18 protein-coding genes, 1 tRNA gene and 2 pseudogenes are annotated in these 20834 nt (G+C 62.5%); 10 read left to right on the top strand and 11 right to left on the bottom strand.

All coding sequences use genetic code 11. The features are described from left to right. Window positions 1-27 precede the first annotated feature (27 nt). Genes AC2FMN_RS07985 through AC2FMN_RS07975 form a run of 3 tightly spaced genes read left to right on the top strand, consistent with a single transcriptional unit; the run spans window position 28 to window position 3140 of the window. Window positions 28-1110 (top strand): ABC transporter permease, encoded by a 1083-nt coding sequence (locus AC2FMN_RS07985; protein WP_496687308.1) that lies wholly within the window; start codon window positions 28-30, stop codon window positions 1108-1110. 3 nt (window positions 1111-1113) lie between these two features. Next, entirely contained in the window at window positions 1114-2034 is a 921-nt protein-coding gene (locus AC2FMN_RS07980; RefSeq protein WP_496687307.1) for an ABC transporter permease, read from the top strand. 32 nt (window positions 2035-2066) lie between these two features. Further along, entirely contained in the window at window positions 2067-3140 is a 1074-nt protein-coding gene (locus tag AC2FMN_RS07975; protein ID WP_496678504.1) for a BMP family ABC transporter substrate-binding protein, read from the top strand. A 51-nt stretch (window positions 3141-3191) separates the two neighbouring features. On the opposite strand, the gene AC2FMN_RS07970 is transcribed toward AC2FMN_RS07975, so the two are convergent. From AC2FMN_RS07970 to AC2FMN_RS07960, 3 genes and pseudogenes are all read right to left on the bottom strand, one after another. Further along, window positions 3192-3806, bottom strand: coding sequence for a CDP-alcohol phosphatidyltransferase family protein (locus AC2FMN_RS07970; RefSeq protein ID WP_496687306.1), 615 nt, complete (start codon window positions 3804-3806; stop codon window positions 3192-3194). Between the two features lie 71 nt (window positions 3807-3877). Beyond that, window positions 3878-5107 (bottom strand): annotated as a pseudogene (locus tag AC2FMN_RS07965) (HlyD family secretion protein). Then, a complete protein-coding gene (locus AC2FMN_RS07960; RefSeq protein WP_496687304.1) occupies window positions 5100-5507 on the bottom strand; it encodes a hypothetical protein in 408 nt (135 codons plus the stop codon). The pseudogene AC2FMN_RS07965 and the gene AC2FMN_RS07960 overlap by 8 nt, the downstream one beginning before the upstream one ends. Window positions 5508-5656: 149 nt before the next feature. Here AC2FMN_RS07960 and AC2FMN_RS07955 point away from each other — a divergent pair, with 149 nt between their 5' ends. The 4 genes from AC2FMN_RS07955 (at window position 5657) to AC2FMN_RS07940 (ending at window position 8721) form a co-directional block, all read left to right on the top strand. Beyond that, window positions 5657-6595 (top strand): aldo/keto reductase, encoded by a 939-nt coding sequence (locus AC2FMN_RS07955; RefSeq protein WP_496687303.1) that lies wholly within the window; start codon window positions 5657-5659, stop codon window positions 6593-6595. Continuing rightward, the gene (locus tag AC2FMN_RS07950) at window positions 6592-7659 is read left to right on the top strand and encodes an NAD(P)/FAD-dependent oxidoreductase (protein WP_496687302.1); all 1068 of its coding nucleotides are present in this window, start codon (window positions 6592-6594) and stop codon (window positions 7657-7659) included. Before AC2FMN_RS07955 ends, AC2FMN_RS07950 begins: the two co-directional genes overlap by 4 nt. Then, window positions 7656-8309, top strand: a complete 654-nt coding sequence (locus AC2FMN_RS07945) for a DUF938 domain-containing protein (RefSeq protein WP_496687301.1) — start codon at window positions 7656-7658, stop codon at window positions 8307-8309. The genes AC2FMN_RS07950 and AC2FMN_RS07945 overlap by 4 nt, the downstream gene beginning before the upstream one ends. A 73-nt stretch (window positions 8310-8382) precedes the next feature. After that, entirely contained in the window at window positions 8383-8721 is a 339-nt protein-coding gene (locus AC2FMN_RS07940) for a carboxymuconolactone decarboxylase family protein (RefSeq protein WP_496687299.1), read from the top strand. Between the two features lie 279 nt (window positions 8722-9000). Here AC2FMN_RS07940 and AC2FMN_RS07935 read toward each other — a convergent pair whose 3' ends face one another. The 4 genes from AC2FMN_RS07935 to AC2FMN_RS07920 all read right to left on the bottom strand — a co-directional run bounded on the left by AC2FMN_RS07935 (window position 9001) and on the right by AC2FMN_RS07920 (window position 16093). Then, the gene (locus AC2FMN_RS07935) at window positions 9001-11508 is read right to left on the bottom strand and encodes a GcvT family protein (protein WP_496687298.1); all 2508 of its coding nucleotides are present in this window, start codon (window positions 11506-11508) and stop codon (window positions 9001-9003) included. 225 nt (window positions 11509-11733) lie between these two features. Next, complete coding sequence (locus tag AC2FMN_RS07930; protein ID WP_496687296.1) at window positions 11734-13131, bottom strand: FAD-binding oxidoreductase; 1398 nt, start codon at window positions 13129-13131, stop codon at window positions 11734-11736. Window positions 13132-13223: 92 nt separating this feature from the next. Then, window positions 13224-15014, bottom strand: a complete 1791-nt coding sequence (ggt, locus tag AC2FMN_RS07925) for a gamma-glutamyltransferase (RefSeq protein WP_496687295.1) — start codon at window positions 15012-15014, stop codon at window positions 13224-13226. Between the two features lie 92 nt (window positions 15015-15106). Further along, window positions 15107-16093 (bottom strand): 2-hydroxyacid dehydrogenase, encoded by a 987-nt coding sequence (locus tag AC2FMN_RS07920; RefSeq protein WP_496678522.1) that lies wholly within the window; start codon window positions 16091-16093, stop codon window positions 15107-15109. 165 nt (window positions 16094-16258) lie between these two features. On the opposite strand from AC2FMN_RS07920, the gene AC2FMN_RS07915 reads away from it, so the two are divergent. Beyond that, window positions 16259-16747 (top strand): SH3 domain-containing protein, encoded by a 489-nt coding sequence (locus AC2FMN_RS07915; protein WP_496687414.1) that lies wholly within the window; start codon window positions 16259-16261, stop codon window positions 16745-16747. A 441-nt stretch (window positions 16748-17188) separates the two neighbouring features. Here AC2FMN_RS07915 and AC2FMN_RS07910 read toward each other — a convergent pair whose 3' ends face one another. After that, complete coding sequence (locus tag AC2FMN_RS07910) at window positions 17189-17827, bottom strand: alpha/beta fold hydrolase (protein WP_496687293.1); 639 nt, start codon at window positions 17825-17827, stop codon at window positions 17189-17191. A 191-nt stretch (window positions 17828-18018) separates the two neighbouring features. Here AC2FMN_RS07910 and AC2FMN_RS07905 point away from each other — a divergent pair. Beyond that, window positions 18019-18093 (top strand) — tRNA-Gln (locus tag AC2FMN_RS07905). A gap of 420 nt (window positions 18094-18513) precedes the next feature. Here AC2FMN_RS07905 and AC2FMN_RS07900 read toward each other — a convergent pair. Continuing rightward, window positions 18514-18655, bottom strand: a pseudogene (locus AC2FMN_RS07900) (IS5/IS1182 family transposase); the annotation flags it as partial. Window positions 18656-18802: 147 nt separating this feature from the next. Between AC2FMN_RS07900 and AC2FMN_RS07895 the strand changes: the two are divergent. Beyond that, window positions 18803-19408: a hypothetical protein gene (locus AC2FMN_RS07895; protein ID WP_496687292.1), complete on the top strand. Its 606-nt coding sequence runs from the start codon at window positions 18803-18805 to the stop codon at window positions 19406-19408. 490 nt (window positions 19409-19898) lie between these two features. Here the strand turns inward: AC2FMN_RS07895 and AC2FMN_RS07890 are convergent, their stop codons facing one another. Continuing rightward, entirely contained in the window at window positions 19899-20123 is a 225-nt protein-coding gene (locus tag AC2FMN_RS07890; protein ID WP_496687290.1) for a hypothetical protein, read from the bottom strand. Between the two features lie 78 nt (window positions 20124-20201). Continuing rightward, window positions 20202-20780 carry a helix-turn-helix domain-containing protein gene (locus AC2FMN_RS07885; RefSeq protein ID WP_496687289.1) on the bottom strand — a complete coding sequence of 193 codons (579 nt, stop codon included), beginning with the start codon at window positions 20778-20780 and terminating at the stop codon, window positions 20202-20204. Window positions 20781-20834 lie beyond the last annotated feature (54 nt).

Raw genomic sequence — 20834 nt, 5'->3', positions numbered from 1 at the left:
GAACGCAACAGGCAGGGGGATCACGGGATGATCGTGCTGGAGAAACGCCCACAGCCGTCCAAAGCGTGGTCCTACGCCACGCCGCTGGTGGCGGTGGTGGCCACGATGGTGTTCGGCGGGCTGCTGTTCGCCATCTTGGGCAAAAACCCCGTCGAGGCGATCGGCACGATCTTCTGGGAGCCCCTGTTCGGCGAGTTCTCATTCTATTACCGGCCGCAATTGTTGGTGAAAGGCGCGCCGCTGGTCCTGATCGCCATCGGGCTGTCGCTGGGCTTTCGCGCCGGGATCTGGAACATCGGCGCCGAGGGTCAGTACATCATGGGGGCGATTTTCGGCGCGGGCATCGGGCTGGCCTTCTATCCGCTTGATGCTTGGTATGTATTTCCGCTGATGGTCCTCGCCGGGGCCTTTGGGGGCTGGATCTGGGCGATGATCCCGGCCTTTCTGAAAGTGCGCTTTGGCACCAACGAGATTCTTGTCTCGCTGATGCTCGTCTATGTGGCCGAGCAATTCCTGGCCTCGGTCTCGCTGGGGCTGCTTAAAAACCCCGAGGGGTTCGGCTTTCCGGGCTCGCGCAACCTGCAATCCTATGACGCCGCGCACAACGCGGAACTGATCGCAGGATCGGGCATGCACTGGGGTGTGGTCGCGGCCTTCGTTGCGGTGATCTTTGCCTATGTCCTGCTGAACCGGCACATGCTGGGCTTTCACATCCGCCTGACGGGCGAGGCCCCCCGCGCAGCAAGATTCGCAGGCGTGAACCCGCCACGGCTGATCCTGTTCTGCCTGGGGCTTTCGGGTGCCCTGGCGGGCTTGGCGGGCATGTTCGAAGTGTCCGGCCCCGCGGGCGTGGTGAGCATCGACTTCAACGTGGGCTACGGGTTTACCGCCATCATCGTGGCCTTCCTCGGCCGTCTGCACCCGGTGGGCATCCTTCTGGCCGGCGGCCTGATGGCGCTGACCTATATCGGCGGCGAGATCGCGCAGTCTCAGCTGGGGCTGCCCGCCGCCGCGATTCAGGTGTTTCAGGGGATGCTGCTGTTCTTCCTGCTGGCCTTCGACCTATTGACCAACTACCGCATCCGTGCGGCCCGCAGCGAGGTGGCGTGACCCATGAACCTTGGTGAAATCAACCCCATTCTGCTGATCGCCTCGCTGATGGTGGCGGCCACCCCGCTGTTGCTGGCCGCAATCGGAGAGCTGGTCGTCGAGAAAGCCGGCGTACTGAACCTTGGCGTCGAAGGCATGATGATCGTGGGCGCGATCAGCGGCTTTGCGATCTCGGTCGAGACCGGCTCGCCCTGGCTGGGTTTCGTGGCGGCGGCCATCGGCGGCGCGCTGCTGTCGCTGCTGTTCGTGCTGCTGACCCAGTTCGCACTGGCCAACCAGGTGGCCAGCGGCCTGGCCCTGACGCTGTTCGGCCTGGGCCTCAGCGCGTTGTTGGGGCAAAGCTATGTGGGCATCAAGCCGCCCAGCATGGGCGACATCCACATCCCCGTCCTGAGCGACCTGCCGGTGATCGGCCCCATCCTGTTCCAGCATGATCCGATCCTGTATGTGGGCATCGCGCTGACCGCAGGGGTGTGGGCGATGTTGAAATACACCCGCGCGGGTCTGATCCTGCGCGCGGTGGGGGAAAACCACGATGCCGCCCATGCGCTGGGCTACAAGGTGGTGCGGATCCGCATTCTGGCCATCCTCTTCGGCGGCGCCTGCGCCGGGTTGGGTGGGGCCTATATCAGCCTGATCCGGGTACCACAATGGACCGAAGGCATGACCGCTGGCGTCGGCTGGATCGCGCTGGCACTGGTGGTGTTCGCCAGCTGGAAACCGTGGCGCACCTTGCTGGGTGCCTATCTGTTCGGCGGCATCACCGTTCTGCAGCTGAATTTGCAGGCAGCGGGCGTTGCCATCCCTGTCGAGTATCTGGCAATGTCGCCCTACATCATAACGATCCTTGTGCTCGTGATCCTTTCGGCCGACAAGAGCAGGGCACCTGCCTCACTTGGCCGGACCTTCCACGCCTCGCACTAGGGGCCAACTGTACCAAATTGGGGAGTAACTAAATGAAATTCACTTCACTTCTGGCAAGCGCCGCCATGGCACTTGGCCTTGCCACGGGCGCCGTGGCCGAGGACAAGACAAAGGTCGGGTTCGTCTATGTCGGCCCGGTGGGCGATGGCGGCTGGACCTACGAGCACGACAAGGGCCGTCAGGCTGTCGAGAAGCACTTTGGCGACAAGGTCGAAACCGTGTACGTGGAATCGGTGCCCGAAGGCCCGGATGCCGAGCGCGTCATGACCCAGATGGCGCTGGAAGGGGCCGACCTGATCTTTACCACCTCGTTCGGCTACATGGACCCGACCATCAACGTGGCCAAGAAATTCCCGAACGTGAAATTTGAGCACGCCACCGGCTACAAGACCGCCGACAACGTGTCGGTCTACTCGGCGCGTTTCTATGAGGGTCGCGCTGTCCAAGGTCATATCGCCGGCAAGATGACCAAGTCGAACATCATCGGCTATATCGGCTCGTACCCGATCCCCGAAGTGATCCGCGGCATCAACTCGGCCTTCATTCACGCCAAGAAGGTGAACCCGGATGTCGAGTTCAAAATCGTCTGGGCCTACACCTGGTTCGATCCGGCGAAAGAGGCTGATGCCGCCAAGGTTCTGATCGAACAGGGCGCCGATGTGATCTTGCAGCACACGGACTCGACCGCACCGCAGGCTGCCGCACAAGAAGCCGGCAACGTGATCACTTTCGGCCAGGCCTCGGACATGAGCGAATATGCTCCGATGCCGCGCGTCAGCTCGATCATCGACAACTGGGCGCCTTACTACATCGCGCGCACCCAGGCTGTGATGGATGGCACCTGGGAGTCGGTGAACACCTGGGACGGTATCAAGGAAGGTATGGTCGAGATCGGCGAGATCTCCGATGCCGTTCCGGCCGACGTCAAGGCTGAAGCTCTGGCTCTGAAGGACGCGATCGCATCGGGTGAATACCATCCTTTCACCGGCCCGCTGAACAAGCAGGACGGCAGCGCCTGGCTGGCCGAAGGCGAAGTGGCCGATGACGGCACGCTGGCCGGCATGAACTTCTATGTCGAAGGCCTGGAAGGCGAAATTCCGCAGTAAGCCGGATCGGAAAAGCACCGGAAAGCCCGCCCTATCTGGCGGGCTTTTTTGTTACAGTTGATCCCGAAAACTGCGCCAGGCCAGAAGAACCCGCGACGCCGCAGTCAGGAAACACAGCCCCCCGAACACCCAAGCCATGGGCGCGAATGCCTGCGGCAGCAGGCAAAGCAGAACCAGGAAAGCGATCGTCTCTGCCCCTTCCAGCAGGCCGCCGGTGAAATACAGCGCCTTCTTCCCCCGCGCCTCGGACCGCAGTCCGTGACGGTCGGCCAGCAGGGCAAAGCCCAGAAAGCTGGTGCCGTTAACGTAGAAGGACAGCAGCAGAAAGGCCCCGGCAAAGCCGTTGGCCGCAGGGTCGGCGACGACGAATGCGAACGGGACCGCGCCGTAGAACAGGAAATCGCAGGTGATATCAAGGTAACCGCCGAAATCGGTCCCACCGCGCGCGCGGGCCACCGCGCCATCCAGCCCATCCGCCAAGCGCGACAACAGCAGCGGCAGCAAGGCCCACGCCGTTTCCCCAACGGCGATCAGGCCGCAGGCCACCAGCCCCAGCCCCAACCCGATCAGCGTGATCTGGTTGGCGGTAAAGCCCAGCCGGGCAAGAACACGCCCCTGCGCGTTCAGCACCGGATCAATAATGGGTCGGATCTGTGCATCGAACATGCGCGGCTCCTAGCCTGCGATCCCGATTTTGGCCAGACACAATGGCGCGAGCGCGCAGTCGCTGCACGCGGCTAGTGCCCGCTGAGCACCAATGTGTTAACCGGCATCAGGATCAGCCGCAGGCGCAGGCCCGCCGCATGCAAGGCACCGATCGCGTCGACCACGTGGTAAAACGCCTTCTGCCAGAACCCTAGGCTTTCATCCTCGAGCTTGTGGTGATTGTCGGTATAGACATTGGCCAGGCAGTTGCTGCCCGGCGGGAGCGTGTCGGCCATGCCGCCATACAGCGGCTCGAGATAGACGAGGATCGAACCCGGATTGGTATTGACCTGCACGTCACGCAACTCGTCCGTGGGCCGGATCTACCCCGATGGGATCACGTCCTGCACCTGAACCACCACGGCCGGGATCACCGTGAACGGCTTGGTCATGCAGCCCAGTTCTCCGATCTTGCCGGGCTCGATCACCTGCGCGCTCTTCTGGTTGAACGCGGCCTGGAACCTGTCGCGCCCCGAGTTTAAGGGCACCAGAATGCCCGCCCGACGCAGAAGCGGGCTTACATAGTCGCCGACCCGCAGCCCGAACTGCTCGACCCGGCCGGTCACGCCGGCACTGACGACCGCCTTGTCCAACTCACCCAACGCCGCGTCCAACTGCGGATTGGCGCTGGACAGTTGGGCGGGGTTCAATTCCTCGATCTGCTGAACGACAGCGGCCTTCTTCGACTCGGCCGCACGCACTTGGGCCTGGCGCTCGGCCACCAGGTTTTCCAGCCGGTCGATCTCGGTCAACCGCACGGCGCTGGAGCCCTCGTCGCGCAGTGTCGTGTTGCGCTCGAGGTCCTCAAGGCCCTGATCCAGCGCGGCCTTGGCCGCCGCAATGCCAGCCTCGGCTTCGGCCAAGTCGGTCTCGGTCACTTTCAACGAGGCCTGGATCTGGGCGATCTGCGCATGCGCCGCCTCGACCTGGGCCTTCTGGGTGAAATCCTCGATCCGGAAGATCGGCTGCCCCGCGGTGACGATCTGGTTGTTGGTCACATAGACCTCGGACACCCGCCCGCCTAGCTGCGGCAGGATCGTCACCGTGCGGAAATACGACGCCGCGGTCTTGCTGGCCGGATGAAAGTAGAACAACATGGTGATCACGAGCGCGAGGATCGCGCAGGTGGTCAGGTCCCAGCGCAGCTCGTACCACATGGTGAACAGGGTGATTTCATGCGCGATCCGCTTGCCCTGCACGAACCTGCGGAACAGGAAATCCCGCAGCACGGTGACCAGCGCGCACATCAGTGTTTCAAGCATCGGCCGCAGCTCCGTCAGTGCGCGTCCCCTGGGCGGTCACGGGTGCCGCGGGCGCCTCTGGGTCGGGTGGCTGGCCGCGGCCCGGTGCCAATGACCGGATGGCATCGGCAATCGAACGCAGCGGAGCAGCGAAGTTCGGAAACTGGAAACCCGCCATCAGGATCGCCGCAATCCAGAAGATGCCGTCGTGGATGAACAGTGCCAGCAGCGCCAGAAGCCTGACCAATTTAAACTGAGGGTGGTTGTTTTCATGCGCCATCTTTTCCGGCACCGAATTCAGGGTCAGGTACCCGACCCCGATCAGAACGACCACGCCGACGGTGAAAAACACAATGAAGGTGAACAGAAAGTCGCTTCCAACCGCCTCTGTCACATACGAGGGGATATGCCCCGTGGCCATCGGGTGAATATCTGCGCCGGTAAAATCCGCCTCCGGAAAATCCTGCAGAAAGGGACTTGATGGGTTGATGCGCAAATTCAACCCCGCTTAAACAAGGGGGACGGATTGTTCCGGCGTTTCGTCCAAACGATCACCAATCGGACGCAGACATGACCCAGTACCTTACCACCCTGAACGGCGCACCCTTGCGCGGATTTGCCTTCGGCACGATGCAATTCGGCGGCCGCGCCGATGCGGACCAGAGCCGAGCGATGTATGATGCCTGCCGGGCCGCAGGGATCGCGCATTTCGACACGGCATATGTCTACACCGATGGCGCCTCGGAAACCTTGCTGGGCCAGATGATCGCGCCCGAGCGCGACGATCTGCTGATTGCGACCAAGGTCGGGTACACGGGTGGCGCGGGGGCGGCGAATATCGAAAGCCAGTTTGACATTTCTCGCGCCCGACTGGGGCAGGACGTGATCGACCTGCTGTACCTGCACCGGTTCGACCCCGGAACCGATCTGGCCGAGACGATGGAGTGTTTCGCCCGCCTGAAACAGGCCGGCAAGATCCGCTATGTGGGCCTGTCCAACTTTGCCGCCTGGCAGGTGATGAAAGCCGCACAGATCGCCGCGCAGTTCGATCTGACGATCGACGCGCTGCAGCCGATGTACAACCTCGTCAAGCGTCAGGCCGAGGTCGAGATCCTGCCCATGTGTTCCGATCAGGGAATCGCTGTGTTTTCCTATTCTCCTCTGGGCGGCGGTCTGCTGACCGGCAAGTATGCGCGCGGCGGCGGCGGGCGGCTGGCCGAAGATGAACGCTATGCCAGCCGCTACGGGGCCGACTGGATGGCCGAAACCGCGACCCGGTTGGCCGATCTGGCGGCCGAAACCGGGGTCGATCCGGCGACGTTGGCGGTGGCCTGGGTCTCCGCCAGCCCCTATGCGCCGACCCCCATCATTTCGGCGCGCAGCCACGAACAACTGTACCCGTCGCTGGCCGCGCTGACCTTCGAAATGTCCCCCGATCTTTATGCCCGCATCACCGCGCTCAGCGTATCGCCGCCACCCGCCACCGACAGGCTCGAGGAGGCCACATGATCGACTTTCTGGTCATCGGCGGCGGCGTCGCGGGGCTGAGTGCAGGCGCCCGCCTGTCGGAACACGGCTCGGTCACCGTTCTCGAGGCCGAAGACGCGTTAGGCTACCACGCCTCGGGGCGCTCGGCCGCGCTATTCGAGGAGGGGTATGGCCCCGCTTCGGTGGTTGCATTGAACAGGGCCAGTGCCGGGTTCTTTGCCGACAGCGGATACCTGACGCCGCGCGGTCTGATGCTGTTGGCCAAGCAGAATCAGGCCGAACAGTTCGCCCTGGACGTGGCCGAATTGAACATGACGGAAATCCCGATTTCAGAGGCACTGGCGCATGTCCCTATTCTGAACCCTGAAACGGTGACCCGCGCCGCGCTTAGCGAGGCCGCCCATGACATCGACACCGACCGCGTCCTGCAGGATTTCGCCCGCACGATCCGCGCCAATTGCGGGACGGTCCTGACCGGGCAGGCGGTGACAGGTATCCGCAAGGCCGGACACTGGATCGTGACGGCAGAGCAGGAATTCGAAGCCCGGACCATCGTCAACGCGGCAGGCGCATGGGTGGATGAGGTGGCAACGATGGCCGGGATCGACCCGATCGGGATCACGCCGCGGCGTCGCTCGATGGCGCGCCTGCCCGCGCCCGGCGGCCATGACCTGCGCCACTGGCCAATGATGCTGGGCGCGGGCGAGACCTGGTATGCCAAGCCCGACGCCGGCAAGCTGCTGGTGTCCCCGGCCGACGCCGACCCCGTTGCCCCACAGGACGCCTGGGCCGATGACATGGTGCTGGCCGAAGGGTTGGCGCGTTACGAGGAAATAGTCATCTGCCCGGTTGTGCGGGTGGAAACCAATTGGGCCGGTCTGCGCAGCTTTGCGCCCGACGGCACGCTGGTTCTGGGTCCGGATCCGGCGGATGCCAGCTTTGTCTGGTCGGCCGCGCAGGGTGGCTATGGGTTTCAGACCGCACCTGCGGCAGCGCGGCTGGTCGCCGACCTGGCGCTGGGCCTGCCGCCCGAGCTGCCGCCCGAGATCGTCACGGCGCTGTCCCCTGCGCGACTGCGATCATGACCCGGCGCCCCCTTCCCCCGTGCGCAAGCGTCGCCACTCCGGGCGATGGCGCCCGGCTGGTCGCCCCGGCTGCCAGCAGGAACGTCGCACACCTGTGCGCTCTGCTATCCGAGTTCGCCCCCGACCGAGGCCGCGCGCTGGAGCTGGCCAGCGGCACCGGTCAGCATGTCGCTGCGTTTGCCGAGCGGCTGCCCGGGCTCGAATGGCAGCCGACCGAGATCGACGCCGCGCGGCGCGCCAGCATCGACGACTATGCAAGCGACCTGCCGAACGTAGTCCCGGCCATCGCGCTGGACGCGACCGAGCGTGGCTGGGCGGACCGGCACGGTGGGCAGGATCTGATCGTGCTGATCAACCTGCTGCACCTCATCAGCCAGCCCGAGGCAGAGACCATCATCGCCGAGACCGCCCGCGCCCTTGCCCCGGGCGGGCGTTTCGTCCTCTATGGCCCGTTCATGCGGGCCGGGGAACTGACCAGCGAAGGCGATGCCAGATTCCACGCCACCCTGACCGCGCAGGATCCCGAAATCGGCTACAAGGACGATTTCGACACGATCGACCTGATGCAGGACGCAGGGCTGGAACTGGTGCAGGTCTTGGAGATGCCTGCAAACAATCTGGCCCTTGTCGCCGAAAAACCGGCGACCTGATCGAGATCAAGGAGACAGCTCCAAAACCCTATACACATGCCAACAACGATATGTTTCAAAAGGGTAGCTACACATGAGCTGGAAAGAAAAACTCTCTGCCACACGATCGGGGCTGAGAAACCTGAACGGCGCGGTCCCCGACACGGCCCGCGCCTTCGGCGCGTTGAGCAAGTCCGTCAAGGAAGGCGGAACGCTTGACTACAAGACCAAGGAATTCGTCGCCCTCGGCATCTCGGTCGCGGTGCGGTGCGAGCCCTGTATCTCGCTGCATGTCGAAGCCTTGATCAAGGCGGGCGCAACCCGCGAAGAGGTCGCGGATGTTCTGGCGATGAGCATCCAGATGGGCGGCGGGCCGTCAATGATGTATGCGGCCAAGGCGCTGGAATGTTTCGATGAACTGACCTCGGACTGAACCAGGTGCCCCACCGGGAAAGCCTGCCAAGGGCAGGCTTGCCTCCGGCGGAGGTATTTTTGAACAGAAGAAGGGTTTTGTTTACCATTCTCTGAAAGTCTGGAGATGCGGTACAGGCGGAGGCGCCGATGACCGCAACAGGAGAAGGCCCCCTGCCACAGGCGGGGGGCTGGATCATTTCTCGATCCGGCTGCTTCTTCTGTTTGAAAATACCTCCGCCGGAGGCATGGGCCGCCGCAGGCGGCGCATTCAGGACGCGCCGCCTGACAGGGGGAGCAATCAGCCGTCCTTTCGGATGGTTTCGTTCTTCGGGTCGTAAGGGCTGTCGCAGGTCACGACCGCATCCCACAGCTTGTCGAACATCTTGACCTTCAGCTTGGTGCCTTCCACCGCCAGCTCGGGCTTGACGTAGCCCATGCCGATCGATTTCTCGAAGGCCACCGAATAACCACCCGAGGTCAGACGGCCCACACGCTCGCCTTCGGGCGTATAGAGCGCCTCGCGGCCCCACGGGTCGGCATCCTCGGGCCCGTCGATCAGCAGGGTGCAGCATTTCACCCGAACGCCGGTCTCGACCAGCTTGTCCTTGCCGTGGAACTCTTTGCTCAGATCGACGAAACGCGGCAGGTCGGCCTCGAGCGGGGTAGCGTCGCGGCCCAGTTCGGTGCCGAAGGCGCGATAGGATTTCTCCTGCCGCAGCCAGTTTTGGGCGCGGGCGCCGACCAGCTTCATGCCGTGCTTCTCTCCGGCTTTCTCCAGCAGGTCGAACAGGTAGTTCTGCATCTCGATCGGGTGGTGCAGTTCCCAGCCCAGCTCGCCTGTATAGGCCACGCGGATCGCGTTGACCGGGCACATGCCCAGTTCGATCCGGCGGGCCGACAGCCACGGGAAGCGCTTGTTCGACAGGGCGGTTTCGGGCTCGGCGTCCTTGATGACCTCTTTCAGCACGTCGCGCGACTTGGGCCCGGCGATGGCAAAGACGCCCCACTGGGTGGTCACGTCCTGGATCTCGATATAGCCGAACTCGGCCATCTTGTCCTCGGCCGCCTTGCGCAGGAAGTCGGCGTCATACTCGGTCCAGGCACCGGCGGAGACGAGGTAGTATTCGTGCTCCTTCAGGCGCACGATGGTGTATTCGGTGCGGGTGGTGCCGTGATCGGTCAGCGCATAGGTCAGGTTGATGCGGCCGACCTTGGGCAGCTTGTTGCAGGTGAACCAGTCGAGGAACTGGGTCGCGCCCGGCCCCTTGACGATGTGCTTGGTAAAGGCGGTGGCGTCGATCAGACCGACCCCGTTGCGGATCGCCTTGGCCTCTTCCACGGCATATTGCCACCAGCCGCCGCGGCGGAAGCTGCGGGCGTCGTGGTCGAAATTCTCGGGCGCGTCCAGCGGGCCGAAGTAGTTGGGGCGCTCCCAGCCGTTGACCCAGCCGAACTGCGCGCCGCGCGCCTTCTGGCGGTCATAGGCCGGGGCGGTGCGCAGCGGGCGGCAGGCCTCGCGCTCTTCGTCCGGGTGGTGCAGGATGTAGACGTGCTCGTAGCACTCCTCGTTCTTGCGCGCGGCGAATTCGGTGGTCATCCAGTTGCTGGAGTAGCGTTTCGGGTCCAGCGAGGCCATGTCGATCTCGGCCTCGCCCTCGACCATCAACTGCGCCAGGTAATAACCGGTGCCGCCGGCGGCAGTGATACCGAACGAGAAGCCCTCGGCCAGCCACATGTTGCGCAGACCCGGCGCGGGGCCGACCAGCGGGTTGCCATCGGGGGTATAGCAGATCGGGCCGTTGAAATCGTCCTTGAGGCCAACCGTTTCCGTGGACGGAATCCGGTGGATCATGCTCATGTATTCCTCTTCGATCCGCTCGAGATCCAGCGGGAAGAGGTCGGCGCGGAAGCTGTCGGGCACGCCATATTCGAAACGGGCCGGCGCGTTGCGCTCGTAGGGGCCCAGGATCCAGCCGCCGCGTTCCTCGCGCACATACCACTTGGCGTCGGCGTCGCGCAGAACCGGATGCTCGGGGTTGCCGGCCTCGCGGAACTTGACCAGCTCGGCGTCGGGTTCGGTGACGATGAACTGATGCTCGACCGGGATCGCGGGGATCTTGATCCCCAGCATCCGCGCCGTGCGCTGCGCGTGGTTGCCCGAGGCGGTCACCACATGCTCGGCCGAGACGACGATCTGCTCGTCCGACGGAACCAGGTTGCCGCCCTTCTCGACCATCTTGGTCAGGGTCACGTCCCAGTGGTCGCCTTTCCATTCAAAGGCATCGGCCTGCCACTTGCGCTCGATCATAACGCCGCGCTGACGGGCGCCCTTGGCCATCGCCATGGTCACGTCGGCCGGGTTGATGTAGCCGTCGGTCGGATGATAGATCGCGCCGACCAGATCATCGGTCCGCACCAGCGGCCACCGCTCCTTGATCTGGGCCGGGCTCAGCCATTCGTAGGGCACACCGCAGGTTTCGGCGGTCGAGGCATACAGCATGTATTCGTCCATACGCTCCTGCGTCTGGGCCATGCGCAGGTTGCCCACCACCGAGAAGCCCGCATTCAGGCCCGTTTCCGCCTCGAGCGTCTTGTAGAAATCCACCGAGTATTTGTGGATGTGGGTCGTCGCGTAGGACATGTTGAAGAGCGGCAGCAGACCCGCCGCGTGCCAGGTGGACCCCGCAGTCAGTTCGTCCCGTTCGATCAGCATGACATCGTCCCAGCCCGCCTTGGCCAGGTGATAGGCAATCGATGTGCCGATGGCGCCGCCGCCAACGATCAATGCTTTGACTTGGGTTTTCATGTGCCCGCTCTCCGGATTGAGTCTGTTTGGCAAGGTTTATGCCCAAGCGCATGGCAAACCGCCAAGTCCATCCGACGCAAAACGGTACAAAACCGACCTGCGCGCCCTCAACGCCGGAGAATGCTCGGCAAAACGGGTGGTTCGGGGACCCGACGACCGATGAAGCGCCGCGCCTCTTTCACCTGTTCCCGACTGCCTTTGCCAAGACCCACCATCCGGTTCAGATCAGACGATCTTGCCCGGGTTCATGATGTTGTGCGGATCCAGCGCGGCCTTGATCGCCCGCATGTAATCGACGGCGGGACCGAGTTCCCGCGTCAGGTAAGGCTTCTTGCCCTGCCCGATCCCGTGTTCGCCCGTGCAGGTTCCCTCCATCGAGATGGCCAGATCGTTCAGCCAGCCGACGAAGTCCTCGGCCTTGGCGACCTCGTCCGGGTTGTCCATGTCGATCAGCAGCAGCGTATGGAAATTGCCGTCGCCGACGTGGCCCACGACGGGCGCCAACAGGCCAAGCGCTGCCGCCTTGTCCTGAGCCGCGGTCACGCATTCCGCCAGGCGCGAAATCGGCACGCAGACATCGGTCGAGATCCCGCGCGCGCCCGGCCGTAGCTGCAACGAGGCCCAGTACATGTCGTGCCGCGCCTGCCACAGCTTGTTGCGCTCTTCCACGGTCGCGGTTGCCGCGAACCCGGTCCCACCGAATTCGTCGGCGATGTCGCCGAAAGTCTCGGCCTGTTCGGCGGCGCCCGCGTCTGAGCCGTGGAACTCGAGCAGCAGCAGCGGCGTCTCGGGCAGATCAAGGCCGGAATAGGCATTGGCGGCCCTGACGGACAGCTGGTCCAGAAGTTCGATCCGTGCCACCGGCACACCGTATTGGATGGTGGCCATCACCGCCTGGCAGGCCGCATCGACGGACGGAAAGGAACACCGTGCTGAGGTGATCGCCTCGGGGATGCCATGCAGGCGCAAGGTCAACTGGGTGATCACCCCCAACGTGCCTTCGGCGCCGATCAGCAGCCGGGTCAGATCATACCCGGCCGAGGTTTTTTTTGCGCGGTGGCCGGTGCGGATGATCCGGCCGTCGGGCATGACGGCTTCCAGGCTCAGGACATTGTCCTTCATCGTCCCGTAACGCACCGCGTTGGTGCCTGATGCCCGCGTTGCGGCCATGCCGCCCAGCGAGGCATTCGCGCCGGGGTCGATTGGAAAGAACAGCCCCTTGTCACGCAGGTGGGTGTTCAACTGTTCACGCGTGACACCGGGCTGGACGATGCAGTCCAGATCGCCCTCGTTCACGGCCAGAATCCGGTTCATCTGGCCCAGATCAATGCAAACTCCGCCCGCCGGCGCGTTCACATGCCCTTCCAGCGACGTGCCCGTTCCGAACGGAATGACCGGCACCTTGTGCGCGGCGCAAGTTTCAACGATTTCGGCCACTTCTTCGGTGGAGGCGGCAAAGATCACCGCATCCGGGCTCTGGTTCTCGATCCAGGTCGTGGTGTGCCCGTGCTGTTCGCGCACCGAGGCGCCGATTTGCAAGCGGTCGCCAAAACGCTGCTTGAGAATGCCGATTGCGGTCTCGATCCCCGCCGCGTTTCTCTCCAATGTGGCTGCACGGCCCATGGCATCCCCCTTTTCTGATCCACTCTGCGCAAAGCGTTTCAATGACTAGATTGCCCGCGCGCGGCAGGCAATCCCCGGCCCCTGCGACGTGATCACTCGCCCAGCGCGATCCCCTCGCGCCGGGGGTCCGCGCCACCGCGCAACCCGTCGCGGATCTCGATTGCGTGCAGACCCGATGTCAGATCGCGCGCGTTCACCTCGAACCCCAGCCCGGCCAGCGCATCGGCAAGCCCCTCGGCCTCGGTCCCGGCCTCCACGTCATAGGTGCCGAAGCGGTTGACCAGATGCGGCAGGGCGACCGCATGCTGCGCGTCCATGCCCCAGTCGGCCCAGGCAATGATGGACTTGGCGACATAGCCGATGATGCGGCTGCCGCCGGGCGATCCGATCGCCAGAACCGGCGCACCGTCCTGCAGGACGATGGTCGGGCTCATCGACGACCGGGGGCGCTTGCCCGGCTCCAGCCGGTTGGCGATTGGTACGCCGTCCTTGTGGGTGCGGAACGAAAAATCGGTCAGTTCGTTGTTCAGCAGGAACCCGTTGGTCATCAGGCGCGAGCCGAACCCGTTCTCGATGGTCGTCGTCATCGACAGGACGTTGCCAGCCGCATCGACGATGGAAATATGCGAGGTCGAGGGCAGTTCGATCGAAACATCGTCGGCCCAGTTCAGGGCGTGATCGAATTCGGGCATTCCCGGCACCACCTCGGTCAGGGCCGCGGGGCCGGTCAGCAATGCGGCGCGCCCCGACAGATAGTCCGGATTGACCAGCCCCTGCGTGGGCATGGGAACAAAGTCGCTGTCGGCCATGTACCGGCCCCGATCCGCGAAGGCCAGGCGCGAGGCGTCGCCGATCAGCCGCCAGGCCTCGGCGCTGTCAGGACCCAGCGCCGCCAGATCGAACCCGTTCAAAAGGCCCAGGATCTGCCCCACCGTCAGCGCACCCGAGGACGGCGGCCCCATCCCGCAGACCTCATAGGCGCGATATTCGGCGCAGACCGGTTCGCGTTCGATCACCTGATATAGCGCCAGATCCACCCCCGACAGGACGCCCGGGTTGCCCGGTGCGTTTCGGACGGTGCTGACGATATCTGCCGCGATCTCGCCGCCATAGAAACCGGCGGCCCCCTCGCGGGCCAGAATGCGCAGGGTCCGGGCATAGTCGGGGTTGGTCAGCCGCTGGCCTTGCTGAATGGGCGTTCCGCCCGGCAGGAAATACTCGGCCGTGGCCGGGAACCGCGACAGACGCTCGGCATCGGCGGCCACCAGACTGGCCAGCCGGGGCGAGACCACGAAGCCTTCCTCGGCCAGGCGGATGCCATCCTCGAACAGGCCGGGCCACGGCGTGCGCCCCCAGCGCCGGTGCGCGTCCTCCAGAACGGCCGGTGTGCCGGGCGTTCCAACCGACAACCCGCCTACAACCGCATCGAAGAACTTCAGCGGTTCGCCGTTTTCGTCCTGAAACAGGGTCGGCGTGGCAGCACGCGGCGCGGTTTCCCGCCCGTCGAGCGTGGTCAAAGACTGCGTGGCCGCATCGTACCAGACCAGGAATGCGCCGCCGCCCAGGCCTGACGATTGAGGCTCGACCAAGCCCAGCACCACCTGTACTGCAATCATGGCATCAGCCGCCGAGCCTCCGTTGCGCAGCACCCTGGCACCCGCCTCAACCGCCAGCGGATTGGCTGCGGCTACCATCCAGTTCTGCGCCGAAACCGGCCGACCGGCCGCCTTGGCCTCGAGCGCGGCCAGGGCCCGTTCGGTCAGCGCCTGAACCTGACCTTCCGAGGCGGCCTCGGGGGCCACGGCATCGGCGGCTTCCTGTGAGATCGAAGGGCCGGCCAAAGCCAGCGCCGCAAGCGTCAATCCAGAAAACAAAACACGCATCCTGAAGTCCTCCCGAAAAAAAATTTGCTGTGGGCCGCGCCTAGCGGGCCCCAAAAAAATCCCGGCCGCGCGATGACTGGCCGGGAGCAAACTCACAACATCGCGGGCACGACCTGATCGGGCGGGCGATGCCCGTCTTCAAAGGTCTTGATGTTGATGATGACCTTTTCGCCCATCTCGATCCGCCCTTCCAGCGTGGCCGACCCCATATGCGGCAGCAACACGACGTTCGGCAGCTGACGCAGGCGGGGGTTCACGTCGGTTCCGTGTTCATAGACATCCAGACCGGCGCCCGCGATCTCGCCCGCGCGGATCATCCGGGTCAGCGCATTTTCATCCAGAACCTCGCCACGCGACGTGTTCACGATCACCGCGCTGGGTTTCATCAGCTTCAACCGCCGCGCATTCATCAGGTGAAAGGTGGACGGGGTCGAAGGGCAGTTGATCGAGATCACGTCCATCCGCGCCACCATCTGGTCCAGGCTTTCCCAATAGGTGGCCTGCAACTCCTGTTCGATCTCTGGGCGCAGGCGACGACGGTTGTGGTAATGGATCTGCATGCCGAATGCCGCGGCACGGCGCGCGACGGCTTGCCCGATACGGCCCATGCCCAGAATCCCCAGACGCCGCCCACCGATGCGGCCGCCCAGCAAGGCGGTCGGCGCCCAGCCGGCCCAGTCGCCTTTCTGCATGATCGAAAGCCCCTCGGGGATGCGGCGTGTCACCGCCAGAATCAGCGCCATGGTCATGTCGGCCGTATCGTCGGTCAGCACCCCGGGGGTGTTGGACACCAAAATGCCGCGCTGCCTGGCGGTGGCGACGTCGATGTGGTCAACCCCGGCGCCGTAATTCGCAATCAAGCGCAGCCGCTCGCCGGCCTGGCCCAAAAGCCCCGCATCGATCGAGTCGGTGATCGTCGGGACCAGCACGTCGGCCTCTTTCACGGCGGCCGCCAGTTCGTCGCGCGTCATGGGCGTGTCATCGTCCCGCAGCCTGACATCGAACAGCTCGCTCAGCCGTGTTTCCACCACTTCGGGCAACCGTCGCGTTACAACAACACTCAGACGTTCTCTCGGCACCTCAGCCCTCCTACTGCTTTGCAATCCGACGCGCGCCATGGCATCGTGGCGCAGGATCAGTTGGGGCACAAGAACCCCTGGGGCATCATCCCCACCTTTTTGAATCACGATCGACAGGCGTAAGAGCAGGCAGTGAGCGCTTTTTTCCGGCTGAAACGCCCGCTTCTGGGCATTGTGACGGCGCTGTTCAGTGGTCTCGGCGTTTCTTCCGCCCATGCGGAGCAGGTCCGCGGCCAGGTCACCAACCTACCGATTCCACGCTATGTCTCGATGAAGGCCGCCGAGGCCAACGTGCGCCGCGGCCCGTCGCTGACCCACCGGATCGACTGGGTGTTCAAAAGGCGCGGCATGCCGCTGCAGGTGGTGGCCGAATACGGCAACTGGCGTAAAGTTCAAGACCGCGACGGTGCCGGAGGCTGGGTGCATTATGCCCTGCTGTCAGGCGTTCGCACCGTCCTGGTCGAAGCCGACATGCTGCCGGTGCGCGCCAGCCCCGATCCGGGCGCACTGATCAATGCGCAATTCGAATCCGGCGTGGTGGCCCGCCTAGGCAGTTGCAACATTGACTGGTGTCGCATTTCGGCCGGCGGCTATGGCGGCTGGGCGCCCAAAAGCAACCTATGGGGCGTGGACCCGAACGAAATCCGCGAATAACCGGGATCAGGACGTGCGCCGGACAAAACCCAATAAGGTTTTAACAAGCGCTTCGGGTACATCCTCCTGCAGAGGATGCCCGGCTTTGGGCTGACGTAGATGCGGCTGTCCTGCGGCACTCGGACAGAGTTCCTGAAACACGCGGTCCGCGCCGGCCATATCCGGTCTTCGGCGCCAAAGTCCGTCAGGACCGGCGTCAGTAAGTTTCGGATGACGGCCATGGCCTTGCGATTCGACTCGGATTCCCGGTCGTCCGGCCGGTCTGGCACCGGCACGGGAAACTTATGCGCTCCCGCCTTGTGGCCATCATCCGGGAACGGCGCGTCATAGTCGGAGACCTCGACCTCGGACAGCGTGGACACCGCTCCGCCATGGACGTTTCGCCCGGCGCGAAACTCAGGCGTTTCCTGGCTGAACCGGCGCTACGCGGCGAACGCCGCGCTACAGAGGCTGGTCGCCTGTGAGCAGCGCCGCGTTCGCGACCATGATCCGCGCGAACCGATCCGGTATTTCGGCCCACAGTCGCTGCCCGATCAGCCCGCCCCAGTCCTGACGAAACGGGGTGGTGTCACGCAGATCGAGGCGACGCAACACCCGCCTCAACCGAAACACGTGGCGCGCATAGGTAAAATCGGTCCGCTCGACAGGTTTGTCCGATTTTCCAAAGCCTGCACGATCGGGCGTGATGACCCGGAGTCCGGCTGCGGCGACGGGCCGGATCATGTGACGATACAGGTACGACCAGGATGGTTCTCCGTGCATCATTGGTACCGGATACGCAGCCTTCGGCCCTTCGTCCAGATAGTGGACCCGCAATTCTCTGCCTTCGGTGTCATCCACCATCAGGTAGTTGGGTACAAAGCCGCAGTCCGGCAGGTCACTGAACCTGTGGTCCGGCGTGCCCAGCACCTTCATTTGGATCCTTCCCTTTGCCTTCCCCAGGCTGGCATGCCGGCGGCAGGGCGACAGCATGAATGTCACGAAACGCAGTCCGTCTTTGGCGCAAATCTTCGACACCCCCGCCGCGATCTCACCGCCATTGATCCCACCCTGCGCGTACTTGAAACCCACATGATACACTGTCCCATTCGGACATTGATGGCGTTCAGGATCGAGCCCGAGCTTTCCAAACCGCCAAGCCGAAAACAGGGTTAGTGCAGCACTGCTGCACACCTGATGAGACGGGTGCAAAAAAATTTTTGTTCGCCCGAATTTTTTCTTCGAAAGCCCTTGAACCCCGCCAACAACAATCGTAAGTAGCCGCTCACCGTTGGGGTGTAGCCAAGTGGTAAGGCAGCGGTTTTTGGTACCGTGTATCGTAGGTTCGAATCCTACCACCCCAGCCAGCTCATCAGAACATGGAAAGACAGCAGGCGCTTGGGTCACCGATACCCGAGAAATGCCCCCATTTATGCCCCAGTGGTTACGTGTGTTGAGGGTGGGCCCTCAGAGGTCGTTGAAGGCCCACGCCACAGGTTATAGCAGGTCGTAATCGACCCCGTTCGCCCAGAAGCCCCAATCGTCGCGTTTGTTGTCCGCCGCAGACCCCTCAATCAGGTGCTGAGGACGGACGCAGCGCGCGTTATGGCAGCGGCGGCGAACCACCGTTGCCTTATCGATCACTGCCCGGTTACAAAAGAAAACCCACGACGAGAACGCCGAGGGCAGACAGGTATTTCATGGGTCAAACTCCTGCAGTTGCTTCTTTATTTAGATGCAGGGGTTCTCTCAGTTTCGACGGGAGCGGAATTCAGGTTTTCCGCGCAAATGGCGTGCAGCTTGGTGTTCATGCCGCCCTTGGTCCGGCCAATCAGGCGTCCACACCCCCCCCTTTTTGACGCCCATGCTGGTCGCTGCGCGGTGTGCCTTCAAGTGGGTCGGGTCTATCATCACAGTCTTCTGTTCGCCTTGGTCTTCGGCGCGGCGGAAATCAATGCATTCTGACCCTAAGGGTTGGAGTTCGCGCTTTTCAGACCGATTTGTTCCAATACTTGACGCAACTTATACAGTGATGCGATGATTGTTTCATAAACTTATTTTCCTATGGGGGGGGAGATGCGACATTTCTTTCTGGCAATAGTTATCTTATGGGCGCTGCCTGTTAACGCGGCAACCTTCACATACCACTATCAAGGTGCATTGTTGGACCAAATAGTGGATAACAATGATGGCACTGCAACTATCCAAAATGGCTTTAGTGCGACACTTATTCTTGACGAGTATTTGCTCGGTCAGTCTCTGTTCGACGCCAATATTTCTTTTTTTCTTCCGGGTTCGTCAGACTTAACCCCACAGGGACCGGTACAAGGCGTGCTGGGTTTTTTTACTAATTATGCGGATCTCACGAACACCGTCGCGGGAACTGAATTCAGAATGCAAACGAATGCATTTGGCAACCTGACGGGTACAGCGTTTTGGTTGGACGGTCCCCCAGATGGATTTTTTGGCTCCACTACTCCATCATATGGAAATGCTTATGATTGGTATCACGATTCCGTAAATACCATCGGAAGCTCTCGGCCCGGCACATGGTCATTGGTTTCGATTCAAGGGGACTTGTTCGTTGCGCCAGTTCCACTGCCTACTTCATCTTGGCTGCTGATCACTGCACTTCTTGGGCTAGTATTAATTTCACGCAATAGGTCAAAGAAGTTAGGCTAGATAGATAGCTTCCGCCGTATTCTTGGCTTCAGTTTGCTGTTATAGCGCTTTCTAACGGTTAGTGCAGGGGCATTCCTGTTTTGGCTCAGATCAGCCATTCGATGCATCAGCCCCCCACCCGCCAGCACCAGAGACCAGTCTTCAGCCCCCGGAACGACTCGTCAGCTGTCCAGTCCTTCGGACGCCGTCAGCGCCAGTGGACGGTCGATCTAGCGGTAAAATGCCCCCACGACCGCACCAGTTCCCGCGTCTAGTTGGAAAAGCTCTTAGGTTTCATCGGTCGGCAAGGAGTCCTATCACCCCAGCCAAACACTTCTCTAAAAATAGCCGTCTGCAACCTGCACTTAATTAAGTGCCTAGTTTCAGCCTGTTCGCTTGGCCAAATTCAAAACGAGACCCCAAGCAGAGCACACATCCGGTCGATTTATCGCCGCAGTCTCTGTTCGCCATTCCGGCGGTACGAGTTTGGTAGTTTTTGCGAGGTTTTGACTTACAGCTTCGCGAAGGTTTCGCGCTGTTCCGACCATATCGCGGGAACGCCGGACTTGATCAGGTAATCAGAGGTCAGACCATCCGGCTGCTCACACGCAGCAATCGCCTCCAAGACAACTGGTGCGAGCAGTGCCAGATCAACCACGTCTTGGATCCGCCGCTTTGAAGTCCCTTCCGCATCCGCAATCTCTGCAAAGGATTTGCCGTCGAGGATCATCGCCATCCATCGCTGTGCGTTTCCGATGTTCGCACGAGCTTTCTATCAATCTCAGTCGGCGCATCTCCAAGATGCAGTTTCAGCTCAACGCCCCTTCTGCGCATCCGGAATGGGCCTTGGAGGATGAGCTGATCCGGGTTCGATCTTTTCCGGATCGCACTGAACCAGCTTCGAGATGTCTTCGACGTGCAAACGAACGACGATATCGGCTGGCGCGATATCTGCCGGCTCGACCAACGCCAGACAGTCTTGTGTCTTTTGCACCGCATGTAGTTTGGCAGATGTGGCGCCAACCTCTGATGCAGATAGATCCCGGATAAGACGCGTCGCAACATCGTGTCTCTCCAATCTCGCTCTGATCAGATCGGCGATCAGCCTTTCAACCTCTTCCGCGGGGAGGTGCCTGTGCGGCAGATTCAATGGCGTCAATGGTATCGTCGAATTGACGCAACTGCTGCTGAGCGAGCGAAAAACTTCGTGCCCAAGCGGAGACAGACGGTTTTTCCTCTCGCTTTCAAAAAGCGGCTGGCCAAGGTGTTCTTCCAAGTGCTTCAGGGTCTTCGAAAAGGCGGATTGCGTTCGCCCCAGTCGAATGGCCGCGTCGGCAAGGTTACCGGCCTGAGCCACCGCTCCAAAGCAACGGAGCATTTCGATCTTAATCACAGCTTCAAACTTCCTGAAGTTAAAGTTTGACTGATATGGCGTGCAAGGTCCATG

Source organism: Ruegeria sp. BHSC037, from assembly GCF_059613045.1.
Note: the sequence above shows the minus strand (reverse complement) of the source record. Positions and strands in the feature narration are given on the sequence as shown.